This window comes from Micromonospora sp. NPDC093277 (assembly GCF_044765245.1).
In the GTDB taxonomy this organism is placed as follows: Bacteria; Actinomycetota; Actinomycetes; order Mycobacteriales; family Micromonosporaceae; genus Micromonospora.
Window position 1 is genome coordinate 354376 of sequence record NZ_JBIWJO010000003.1, and the last position, 12397, is coordinate 366772.

The 12397-nt window shown below is 74.8% G+C and carries 6 protein-coding genes; all 6 read left to right on the forward strand.

All coding sequences use genetic code 11. From position 1 onward, the window contains the following. Positions 1–41 precede the first annotated feature (41 nt). The 6 genes from gltB to ACIRG9_RS09625 all read left to right on the forward strand — a co-directional run bounded on the left by gltB (position 42) and on the right by ACIRG9_RS09625 (position 12345). Positions 42–4844, forward strand: coding sequence for a glutamate synthase large subunit (gene gltB / locus ACIRG9_RS09600; RefSeq protein ID WP_402852750.1), 4803 nt, complete (start codon positions 42–44; stop codon positions 4842–4844). Next, positions 4837–6375, forward strand: coding sequence for a glutamate synthase subunit beta (locus ACIRG9_RS09605; RefSeq protein WP_402852753.1), 1539 nt, complete (start codon positions 4837–4839; stop codon positions 6373–6375). Before gltB ends, ACIRG9_RS09605 begins: the two co-directional genes overlap by 8 nt. A gap of 210 nt (positions 6376–6585) precedes the next feature. Continuing rightward, a complete protein-coding gene (locus tag ACIRG9_RS09610; protein ID WP_402852756.1) occupies positions 6586–8259 on the forward strand; it encodes an MFS transporter in 1674 nt (557 codons plus the stop codon). A gap of 118 nt (positions 8260–8377) precedes the next feature. After that, positions 8378–8899 (forward strand): hypothetical protein, encoded by a 522-nt coding sequence (locus ACIRG9_RS09615; protein WP_402853083.1) that lies wholly within the window; start codon positions 8378–8380, stop codon positions 8897–8899. An 85-nt stretch (positions 8900–8984) separates the two neighbouring features. Then, entirely contained in the window at positions 8985–11552 is a 2568-nt protein-coding gene (locus tag ACIRG9_RS09620; RefSeq protein WP_402852759.1) for an FtsK/SpoIIIE domain-containing protein, read from the forward strand. 13 nt (positions 11553–11565) lie between these two features. After that, entirely contained in the window at positions 11566–12345 is a 780-nt protein-coding gene (locus ACIRG9_RS09625; RefSeq protein ID WP_402852762.1) for a hypothetical protein, read from the forward strand. The last annotated feature ends 52 nt before the right edge of the window (positions 12346–12397 follow it).

Below are 12397 nucleotides of genomic sequence, written 5' to 3' on the forward strand. Positions count from 1 at the left end.
TCCCGCACCGAGATCCGATTGAGTGACGACAGGAGACCCGGGTGGCCTTTCCGTACCCTCTCACCCCATTGCCGGCCCCCGAGAAGAAGGGGCTCTACGACCCCCTCAACGAGCACGACGCCTGTGGGGTGGCCTTCGTGGCGGACCTGCACGGTGGCCGTTCGCACGGGGTGGTCGCGCACGGTCTCGCGGCGCTGCGCCGGTTGGACCACCGGGGCGCCCGGGGCGCGGAGCACAACACCGGCGACGGCGCCGGGATCATGATCCAGGTGCCGGACACGTTCCTGCGCGCGGTCGCCGCCTTTCCGCTGCCGCCCGCCGGCCAGTACGCCACCGGCCTGGTCTTCCTCCCCGACGACGACGTGGCCGAGGCCCGGGCCCGCCAGGTGGTGGAGAAGTACGCCCTGGTCGAGGGGGCGACGGTCCTCGGCTGGCGGGAGGTTCCCACCGACCCGAGCGACCTCGGCGAGACCGCCCTGGCGGTGATGCCCCGGGTCCGGCAGTTGTTCCTCGCCGCGCACCGGCTCACCACCGGGCCGGCCGGCCCGGCCGGCTCCCCGCTCACCGGGCTCGACCTCGACCGGGTGGCGTTCTGCGTACGCAAGCAGGCCGAGCGGGAGACCGCCGAGCGGGGCGTGCCCGCGTACTTTCCGTCGCTGTCCGCGCGGACCATGGTCTGGAAGGGCATGCTCACCCCCGACCAGTTGCCCGCGTTCTTTCCCGAACTGACCGACGAGCGGGTGATCAGCGCGATCGCCCTGGTGCACTCGCGCTTCTCGACCAACACCTTCCCGTCCTGGCCGCTGGCCCACCCTTACCGGTTCATCGCCCACAACGGCGAGATCAACACGATCCGCGGCAACCGGAACTGGATGCAGGCGCGAGAATCGATGTTGCGCACCGCCGCTTCCGCTGCCGCCAGCGGAGCCGGCGGACCCATCCCCGGCAACCTTCGCCGCGTCTTCCCGGTCTGCACCCCGGACGCCTCCGACTCGGCCAATTTCGACGAGGTCCTGGAACTGCTGCACCTGGCCGGGCGGAGCCTGCCGCACGCGGTGCTCATGATGATCCCCGAGGCGTGGGAGAACGACCCGGGAATGCGCGCCGACAAGCGCGCCTTCTACCGGTTCCACGCCAGCCTGATGGAGCCGTGGGACGGGCCCGCCTCGGTCGCCTTCACCGACGGGGAGCTCGTCGGCGCGGTGCTGGACCGCAACGGACTGCGTCCCGGCCGCTGGTGGCGCACCGCCGACGGCCTGGTGGTGCTGGGCAGCGAGGCGGGCGTGCTCGACCTCGACCCGGCCACCGTGGTCGCCAAGGGCCGTCTCCAGCCCGGGAAGATGTTCCTGGTCGACACGGTCGCCGGCCGGATCGTCCACGACGACGAGATCAAGACGGAGCTGGCCGCGGTCCGGCCGTACGGCGAGTGGCTGCACGCCGGCCTGATCGAGCTGGACGAGCTGCCACCGCGCGAGCACATCGTCTACACCCACGACTCGGTACGCCGCCGGCAGCAGACCTTCGGCTACACCGAGGAGGAGTTGAAGATCCTGCTCGCCCCGATGGCCCGCAGTGGCGCGGAGCCGATCGGTTCGATGGGCACGGACACTCCGATCGCTCCGCTGTCCACCCGGCCGCGGCTGCTCTACGACTACTTCCACCAGCTCTTCGCCCAGGTCACCAACCCGCCGCTGGACGCCATCCGGGAGGAGCTGGTGACCAGCCTGGTGTCGACCATCGGGCCGGAGGGCAACCTGCTCGACCCGGGCCCGGCGAGCTGCCGGCAGATCGTCCTGCCGTACCCGGTGATCGACAACGACGAGCTGGCCAAGATCCTCTCGATCGACGAGGACGGCGACCTGCCCGGCTTCAAGGCGGTCCGGGTCTCCGGTCTCTACCGGATCCGCGAGGGCGCGAAGGGCATCAAGGCCCGGCTCACCGAGATCTGCCGGCACGTCTCCGAGGCGATCGAGGACGGCGTCCGGATCCTGGTGCTCTCCGACCGGGACTCCAACGCCGATCTGGCCCCGATCCCGTCGCTGCTGCTCACCGCGGCGGTGCACCAGCACCTGATCCGCGAGCAGACCCGGACCCAGGTGGCGCTGATCGTGGAGTCCGGCGACTGCCGCGAGGTGCACCACGCGGCCGTGCTGATCGGGTACGGCGCGGCGGCGGTCAACCCCTACCTGGCCCTCGAGTCGGTGGAAGACATGATCTTGAACGGCCATGATCCGTTCTCCGGGCCGCCAGGCGGCCCTCGGGACCGAGTGACGGCCGCGGGTGCGCTGGTCGGCGTCGAGCCGGCGAAGGCGGTCCGCAACTACGTCAAGGCGCTCGGCAAGGGCGTCCTGAAGATCATGTCGAAGATGGGCATCTCGACGGTCTCGTCGTACTGCGGGGCACAGGTGTTCGAGGCGGTCGGCCTGGACACCCGCGTCGTCGACCGCTATTTCCGGGGCACCCCGAGCACTATCGGCGGCATCGGGCTGGCCGAGATCCACGCCGAGGTGGCCGCCCGGCACGCCCTGGCCTGGCCCGCCCCCGGCGCGCAGCCCACCGACCGGCTGGAGGTCGGCGGCGAGTACCAGTGGCGCCGCGAGGGCGAGCTGCACCTGTTCAACCCGGAGACGGTCTTCCTGCTCCAGCACGCCACCCGCAGCCGCCAGTACGACGTCTTCCGCCGGTACACCGCGAAGGTCGACGAACTGGCCGCCCGGGCCGGCTCGCTGCGCGGCCTGTTCACCCTGCGCACCGGCGTGCGCCCACCGGTGCCGCTGGACGAGGTGGAGCCGGCCAGCGCGATCGTCAAGCGGTTCGCCACCGGCGCCATGTCGTACGGGTCGATCTCGGCGGAGGCGCACGAGACCCTGGCGATCGCGATGAACCGTCTCGGCGGCAAGTCCAACACCGGCGAGGGCGGCGAGGACGTCGAGCGGCTGCGCGATCCGCGACGCCGCTCGGCGGTCAAGCAGATCGCCAGCGGCCGGTTCGGCGTGACCAGCGAATACCTGGTCAACGCCGACGACCTCCAGATCAAGATGGCCCAGGGCGCCAAGCCCGGCGAGGGCGGCCAGCTCCCCGGCAACAAGGTCTGGCCGTGGATCGCGCGTACCCGGCACGCCACCCCGGGCGTCGGCCTGATCTCCCCACCGCCGCACCACGACATCTACTCGATCGAGGACCTCGCCCAGCTCGTACACGACCTCAAGTGCGTCAACCCGGCCGCCCGGGTCCACGTCAAGCTGGTCAGCGAGGTCGGCGTGGGCACGGTGGCGGCCGGCGTCGCCAAGCTCAAGGCGGACGTCATCCTGATCTCCGGCCACGACGGCGGCACCGGCGCGTCCCCGCTCAACTCGCTCAAGCACGCCGGCACCCCGTGGGAGCTGGGCCTGGCCGAGGCGCAGCAGACGCTGCTGCTCAACAGGCTCCGCGACCGGGTCACCGTGCAGGTCGACGGCCAGCTGAAGACCGGCCGGGACGTGCTCGTCGCGGCGCTGCTCGGCGCGGAGGAGTTCGGCTTCGCCACCGCACCGCTGATCGTCGAGGGCTGCGTGATGATGCGGGTCTGCCACCTGGACACCTGCCCGGTCGGCATCGCCACCCAGAACCCGGTGCTGCGCGAGCGCTTCACCGGCCGGCCGGAGTTCGTGGAGAACTTCTTCCTCTTCCTCGCCGAGGAGGTCCGGGGCTACCTGGCCGAGCTGGGCTTTCGCAGCATCGAGGAGGCGATCGGGCACGCCGAGCTGCTCGACGTCGCCTCGGCCGTCGACCACTGGAAGGGCCACGGGCTCGACCTCAGCCGGGTGCTGCACCTGCCCGAGTTGCCCGAGGGCGCGGCCCGGCGCGGCATCCGGGCCCAGGACCACGGCCTGGAGCTGGCTTTGGACAACCAGCTCATCGCCCTGGCCGAGCCGGCGCTGCGGGACGCGGTCTCCCGGCCGGAGACGGCCGACGCCGGGGCGCGGAACCCCGCACCGGTCCGGGCCGAGCTGACCGTCCGCAACGAGCACCGCAGCGTAGGCGCGATGCTCGGCGGCGAGGTGACCCGCCGGTTCGGCGGCGTCGGCCTGCCCACCGACACCATCGAGTTCCTGCTACGCGGCACCGCCGGCCAGTCGTTCGGCGCCTTCCTGCCGCCCGGGGTCACCCTGCGGCTGCACGGCGACGCCAACGACTACGTCGGCAAGGGCCTCTCCGGCGGGCGGATCATCGTCCGTCCGGACCCGGCCGCGCCCTTCGCCGACGGCGCGGCCCGGCCCGGTGAGCGGGCCGAGGACCAGATCATCGCCGGCAACACCATCCTGTACGGGGCCACCAGCGGCGAGACGTTCCTGCGCGGCCGGGTCGGCGAGCGGTTCGCGGTGCGCAACTCCGGCGCGGTGGCCGTCGTCGAGGGCGTCGGCGACCACGGCTGCGAGTACATGACCGGCGGCACGGTGGTGGTGCTCGGACCGACCGGGCGTAACTTCGCCGCGGGCATGTCCGGTGGCACCGCGTTCGTGCACCGGCTCGACCGGCGGCTGGTCAACGCCGAGCTGGTGGACCTGTCTCCGCTGCGCGACGAGGAGCGCGACCGCCTGCACGACCTCGTCGAGCGGCACTTCGCCGAGACCGGTTCGACGGTCGCCGAGGAGCTGCTGAAGCGCTGGCCGGAAGCGGTGGAGGAGTTCACCGCCGTGGTGCCGCGGGACTACCGCCGGGTGCTGGAGATCATGCAGGCCGCCGAAGCCGCCGGCCGTGACGTCGACGACGCGGTGATGAGCGCCCTCACGGCGCCGTCCGACTCGTCCTTGCCGGTGCCGCCCGCCCCGCGGACGGTCGCCCAGGAGGTGGCTCGTGCCTGACCCGAACGGTTTCCTGCGCTACGAGCGGCGGCTGCCGGCCCGCCGGCCGGTGCCCGTGCGGATCATGGACTGGCGGGAGGTGTACCCGCCGGCCGGCGAGGAGCTGATCCGCGAGCAGGCCACCCGGTGCATGGACTGCGGCATCCCGTTCTGTCACGACGGCTGCCCACTCGGGAATCGAATCCCAGACTGGAACGACCTGGTCCGGACCGGCGACTGGGACGCCGCGGTGGACTCGCTGCATGCCACCAACAACTTCCCCGAGTTCACCGGCCGGCTCTGCCCGGCGCCGTGCGAGGCGGCCTGCGTGCTCGGCCTCGGCGGGCAGCAGCCGGTCACCATCAAGCAGGTCGAGGTGGAGATCGGCGACGCGGCGGTGGCCCGCGGCGGGCTGCGTCCCCGCCCGGCGTCGGCCCCGACCGGGAAGTCCGTCGCCGTGGTCGGCTCCGGCCCGGCCGGGCTCGCCGCCGCGCAGCAACTCGCCCGCGCCGGGCACGCCGTGACCGTGTACGAGCGGGACGACGCGCTCGGCGGCCTGCTCCGCTACGGCATCCCCGACTTCAAGCTGGAGAAGCGCCACATCGACCGGCGGCTGGCCCAACTCGCTGCCGAGGGCGTGGTCTTCCGGACCGGGGTGAACGTGGGCGTCGACGTGACCGCCGAGCGGTTGCGCGCCGAGCACGACGCGGTGCTGCTGGCCTGCGGCGCGCTGCAGGGCCGGGACACCCCGGAGACGCCGGGCCGGGCGCTGCGCGGCGTACACCACGCGATGGCACACCTGGTGGCCGCCAACCGCGTGGTCGCCGCGGCGGCTGCCGGCCAGCCCGGCGTCGCGGCGGCGGGCGAGGATCGTCCCGCCCCGGCCACCCTGGGCGACGGGACGCCGATCGACGCGGCGGGCAGGCACGTGCTGATCATCGGCGGTGGCGACACCGCCGCCGACTGCCTCGGTGTGGCGCACCGGCAGGGCGCGGCGGGTGTGTACCAGCTCGACCGCTACCCCGAGCCGCCGGCCGACCGGGACGCCGTCCGCGACCCGTGGCCCACCTGGCCGTGGATCCTGCGCGACTACCCGGCGCACGAGGAGGGCGGCGAGCGGGTCTTCGCCGTGGCGGTGCAGGAGTTCGTCGACGACGGCACCGGCCAGGTGCGGGCGGTCCGGATCGCTGAGGTCACCGTCGAGAAGCGGGACGGCCGGCGCATCGTCAGCGTGCTGCCCGGCTCCGAGCGGGAACTGCCGGCCGACCTGGTGCTGCTGGCCATCGGCTTCGAGGGCACCGAGGAGCAGCCGCTGCTGGCGCAGTTCGGGGTGACCCGCAACGGCCGGGGCGCGGTCGACGCCCGCCCGGACTGGCAGACCGACGCCGACGGCGTCTTCGTCGCCGGGGACATGCACCGGGGCGCGTCGCTGATCGTCTGGGCGATCGCCGAGGGGCGGGCCGCCGCCGCGGCGATCCACGCGTACCTCGGCGGGGTGGGTGCCCTGCCTGCGCCGGTGGACCCGGGTCGGCAGCCGCTCGCCGCCCGTTGACACGCCACCCTGGTCCGGGTCGCTCCGGCCCGGACCAGGGCGCTCCGGGCCCGCGTCCGGTTCCTGCCCGGCCCGCCCCGGATGCCGGACGCGGCCCGTGAAACGCCTCACGAACTGCGGCGACGGGGGTTCGCGCGCGGTCAGACTGGCGGCTGGCCGGACCCACGAGGTCCGGCTTTCGTCGTGTCATCACCTGGACGGGAAATCCTCATGGCCCTCGGCGCCACGTTCGCCGCGCTGCGCCACCGCAACTACCGGATCTGGGCCGCCGCCGGCTTCGTGTCGGTCATCGGAACCTGGATGCAGGTCCTCGGCGTCAACTGGTACGTCCTGGCGAAGACCGGGTCCGCCACCTCGATGGGGTTCACCGTCCTGCTGCAGGCGCTGCCCAGCCTGGTGCTGAGCGTCTGGGGCGGCGCGCTGGCCGACCGGCTGCCCGCCAAGCCGCTGCTGATCGTCGCCCAGGGCGCCCACGCGGCCCTTGCCGCCGGGCTGGCCCTGGTCGCCGTCACCGGCACCGGCGGTCTGCCGGCGATCTACGCGATCTCCCTGGCCACCGGCGCGGTGTCTGCGATCGAGGGCCCGGTGATGGGCCGCTGGTGCTCGACCCTGGTGGACCGGGAGAGCCTCGGCAACGCCCTCGCCCTCGGCTCGCTCACCAACTCCGCCGGCCGCATCCTCGGCATGAGCGTCGGTGCCGTCGTGGTCGCCGTCATCGGCCCCGCGCTGCTCTTCGCGGTCAACGCCGCCAGCTTCGTCGCGGTCGTCGCGGCCCTGTTCGCCGTACGCGAGCACGAGCGGCACACCGGCGGAACGGACGACGGCTCCCGGTCGCGGCGCGGCGCAGGACGCGTCGAGCTGGAGTCGTCGGAGGCCGACGTGGCGCCGGCGGACGGCGGCATCCGGGCCGGCTTCCGCTACCTGCTGCGTCAGCCGGTGGTGCTGGTCGCTCTGGCGCTGTCCTTCGTGCTCGGCAGCCTGGGCCGCAACTACCAGGTCACCATGGCCGCGATGAGCGACGGGCCGCTGCGCGGCGGTGCGTCGGGGTACGGCTTCCTCTCCACCGTCTTCGCGGTCGGCACCGTGCTCGGCGCGCTGGTCGCGGCCCGCCGCCGGGAGCTCGGCTACCGGGTGCTCGTCGGGGCCGGCCTGGTGGCCAGCGTCCTGCAGATCGTCGCCGGGCTGGCCCCCGGCACGCTGAGCTTCGCCGCGGTGATCCTGCCCGTCGCGGCGGCGGCCGTGATCATCGACACCACGGTCGGCGCCCGCGCCCAGCTCGACACCGACTACGTCATGCGGGGCCGGGTGCTGGCCGCCCTGGCGGTCACCGGTTCGATCTCCGCGGCCGTCGGCGCGCCCCTGCTCGGTTGGCTCGCCGAGCACGTCGGCCCCCGGCAGACGCTGGTGCTGGCCGGCGTGCTCACCTCGGTCGCCACCGTCGCGGCCGGGGTGGCCCTCGACCGGCTCCGCGAGCGGCGGCTGCGGCACCTGCTCAACGCCCCCGCCGTGCGCCGCCCGGTACGCCGGTTCGCCGCCACCGCCGCCCGCGTCGTGCGCCCCGCGGCTGTTGGCGGCCCCCGCCCGACCCCGGTGTCCCGGCCGGCGGTCGCCGACGGCCCCGGCCCGGCTCCGGTGTCCCGGCCGGCGGTTCCGCGTTCGACCGGTACCCGGTTCGCCGGGCTGCGCCCCCGCGCCGGGCGCCTGGCGGCCACCCCGTTCGTCCGCCCGACCCCGGGGTGCGCGGCCTGCGCAGCGCACCGGTCCCGGCGCCGGTCCCGGGCGACGGCGGCCCACGCGGCCGACTGTGCTCTCGCCGGCTCGCCACCGGCAGCGGCACCGACACCGGCACCGGCGCGGCAAGGTCACGCTCGATCCGGGAGGTAGTGGCCCACCACGCCGGGGAAGGCCACCGCCTCCACGATCGAGCACGATCTCCGGGGTGAGCGACGTCATGCCGGTTCGGGAACCCGACGGCACGAAGATCATCGTTACGCTGCCCGGTATGGATGTCGAGGAACGACTGCGGCGAATCCGCCGGTGGCTGTGGGTCGTGCTGGTGGGTCTGTTCCTCAGCGGGGTGACCGCGTTCCCGCTGGAGATCGAGGTGCGCTGGCTGCTGCGGGCGCTCGACCCGCTCTCCGGGCAGCTCCCGGCGCTGGTGGGCTGGATCGACCGGGTCCACACCGGACTCGTCGAGACCGGCGACCGCTACCCGTTCATGCTGTACGGCACCGACTGGCTGGCCTTCGCCCACCTGGTGCTCGCGGTGGCGTTCTGGGGGCCGCTGCGTGACCCGGTCCGCAACGTCTGGGTGGTCCAGCTCGGCATGATCGCCTGTGCCGGCATCGTGCCGCTGGCGCTGATCTGCGGACCGATCCGGGACATCCCCTGGTTCTGGACGCTGGTCGACCTCTCCTTCGCCGTCGGCGCGTTCCCGCCGCTGTGGTTCGCGTACCGGCACATCCGGGCGATCGAGGCGGCCGGCGCCCCGGCGAGCGCCGCGCCGGCCACGGCGGCGCCGTAGCGGGCCACCGCGCACTGTGCCGGGGCGGCGCGGGTCCGTTAGGGTTTCCTTGATCGCAAACCGTGGCGGTGTCGGAGGGCGGACGGTGGGCAGGCTCGCGACCGTGTACGGGCAGGCGGTCGCCTGCCACCGGCAGGCCGTACGCCGATGGCAGGCGGTGCGGCGCGCGATCGCCGCCGCCGGGCCGGTGGCCGCCGGCAGCCCCGAACTGGTCGCCCGGCTGGCCCGGCTCGGCGCCGAGCTGGCGGCGCCCGGCCCGGCCCGGCCCGCCACCACGCCCGTCCCGGTACGCCTCGGCGAGGCGACCACCCTGGACGGCGGCTTCCCGGCGCTGGTGCCGCTGGCCGGCGGCACCCACCTGGCGGTGGACACCGACGCCCGCGACCCGCGGGTCGGCGAGCTGCTGCGGTCGATGGTGGTACGGCTGCTCGCCGCGGCACCTGCCGGCACGGTCCGGGTCGCCGGCCTCGACCCGGCCGCGTTCGGCGCCGCGTTCCTGCCGCTGCGCCCGCTGCACGACGCCGGGGTGCTCGCCCCGGCCGCCACCACCGCCGCCGAGATCACCGCGCTGCTCGACGAGGCGGAACGGCACGCCCGGACCGCTCAGCAGGCGGCCCGCGACGACCAGGAGCTGCTGTTGCTCGTCGCCGCCTCCGCCCCGCCGCCCCGGGAGCTGGCCCGGCTCGCCGCGCTCACCCACGCCGGCCCCGCCGCGGCGGTCTGCGTCCTGTTCGCCGGCTACCCGGCCGCCGACCCGGCCGACCCGCCGCCGCTCGGCGCCACCACCCAACTCCGGCTGACCGACCGGTACGTGCAGGTCGGCGACCCGCCCGGCCAGCCGTTCAGCGTCGACGGCACCGGGCTGGCCGCCCCGGTCGTGCTCGACGGCGACCCGTCGCACGCCACCGTTTCCGGGCTGGCCCGGCAGCTCGGCGCGGCCACCCGGCGGGCCGCCGCCGTCACCTTCGCCGACCTGCTCCCGGCGCGGCGCTGGGCCGAGTCGTCCGGGGACGGACTGCGGACCGTGCTGGGCCGGGCGGCCCGACAACCTCAGTTCGGCGCGTCGGACGCCGCGCCGCGATCCGAAGCCGTCGTCGGACAACCGGTCACCGTCGCCTTCGACGACACCACCCCGCACTGGCTGGTCGGCGGCCGGACCGGCGCCGGCAAGACGGTGTTCCTGCTCGACGTGCTCTACGGGCTGGCCGCCCGCTACTCGCCGGCCGAACTCCAGCTCCATCTGCTCGACTTCAAGGAGGGGGTCAGCTTCACCGAGTTCGTCCCCACCGAGCGCGACCCGTCCTGGCTGCCGCACGCCCGCGCGGTCGGCATCGAGTCCGACCGGGAGTACGGCGTCGCCGTGCTGCGTGAGCTGCGCGCCGAGTTGACCCGGCGGGCCGGCCTGCTCAAGCGGCACGGCGTCACCAAGCTCGCCGACCTGCCGCCGAACGCCCGGCCCCCCCGGATCGTCACCGTGGTCGACGAGTTCCAGGTCCTGTTCGCCGGCAACGACGCCCTCGCGCGGCAGGCCGTCGACCTGCTCGAGGAGCTCGCGCGCAAGGGCCGCTCGTACGGCCTGCACCTGGTGCTGGCCAGCCAGAGCACCACCGGGATCGAGGCCCTCTACGGCCGGGCCGAGACCATCTTCGGCCAGTTCCCGCTGCGGGTCGCGCTACCCGGCGGGGGCGGCGTGCTCGACCCGGTCAACGACGCCGCGCGGGCGCTCCCGGTGGGGACGGCCGTGGTCAACTCCGCCGGTGGCGCGGCCGGCGCGAACACCGAGGTCCGTTTCCCGGACGCGCACGGCGCCCGCGCCGAGCTGGCCGCGCTGCGGCACGAGCTGTTCCAGGCCCGGCCGGCGGGTTCGCCACCCCCCGTCGTCTTCCGGGGGTACGAGACGCCTCGGCTGGCCGACGACCCCGGCTGGGCCGGGTTGCGTCCCGACGCCGACCCGCCCCTCGCCCTGCTCGGCCGGACCGTCGATGTGGCGGGCAGCAGCGCGGCGATCCGCCTCGACCCCGTACCGGGCCGGCACCTGGCGGTGGTCGGCACCGCCGCGGCCGGGGCGGACGTGCTCCGGTCGGCCACCCTCAGCCTGGCCCGGCAGCACACCCCGGGCACGGCCCGCTTCCTGCTCGCCCCCCTGGCGTCCGGCAGCACCGGCCTCGCCGACGACCTGGCGATGACCCTCGCCGCGGCCGGGCACCCGGTGCGCCGGCTCGACATCCCGGCCCTACGCGCGCAGCTCGCCGAGCTGGCCGCCGGTCCCGCGTCGAGCGACGGCCGGACCTACCTCGCGGTGTTCGGGATGGACGTCGCCTCGGGAGCCCTCGCCGCGACCGACCCGGACACCTTCCGTTCCGGGCACGACGACCTGCGGGCCGTGCTGCGCGAGGGGCCGGCGCGCGGGGTGCATCTGCTCGGCTGGTGGCGGGGCCTGCGCCGGCTCGGCGAGGACCTCGGCGGTACGCAGAACCGCGACGACGTGGCCTGCCTGGTCGCGCTGAACGTGCCCGGCGCCGACCTCGGCCTGCACCTCGGCGCGCACGACCTCACCTACACCCCGCGGGACGGGCGGGCCCTGCTGGTGGACCGGCACGACCAGCGGACCGACCTGATCGTGCCCTTCGTCGGCGACGGAGACGAGTGGTGACCGGAGACGAGTCGTGACCGGATTCGACGAGTACGCGGCCCTGGTACGGGAGCTGACCGCTCGGCAGCGCGGCGGGGAGCAGGCGGTCGCCGCCGAGGCGGAACGCCGTCGCGGCCTGCACGCCGCCGCCGACCAGCTCGGGCAGCGGCTCGCCGCTCAGGGGCAGCGCCTCGACCAGCTCGGCCGCGCCATCGGCGGCTCCGCTCCGGTGTCGGTCCCGGAGGGCACGCCGGCCGTGCCAGCCCTGACGTCTCCGGGAGCCGCGCCGCCGGCCGGAACCGGGGCGGGGGCGACCGGCGGCGCAGCCGCCGCGCCGGGGCGGCCGGAGGTCGAGGCGTATCCGGAAGGGACGGTGCCGTCGCCGCGGGCGCCGGAGCCGGACCCGGTGGCGGAGCTGGCCGGGGCCCGGCAGCTCGCCGACGAGGCCGACCGGTACGGGCAGCAGGCCGAGGCGATCGCGCACCGACCCACGCTGCTGCCTACCTGGTCGCCGGCGGCGCGGGCCGTCGCGGTCTACGCGGCCTGCGCGCTGGTCGGTTCGGTGCTGATGCTCGGCGCGGCGCTGTCCCCGGCGAACCAGGCGATCGGCCTCGGCCCGGTGCTCGCCGTGACCTGTACCGGGATCCCGCTGCTGTCGTTCCTCGCCGGTCACCTGATCCTGGGCCGCTGGGGCCGGCCGGTGCTCGGTGACGGCCCGCCGTCGTCGCGGTACGTCCCGCTCGGCTTCGTCATCTGCGCACTGCTGTCCCCGTCGCTCTACTGTGCCGTCCTGGTGGTCGCCCGCCTCGCCTGAGCCGCGAATCCCGGCCGGTGCCGGTCGTTTCCGCTCCAGGTCGCTGACCGGT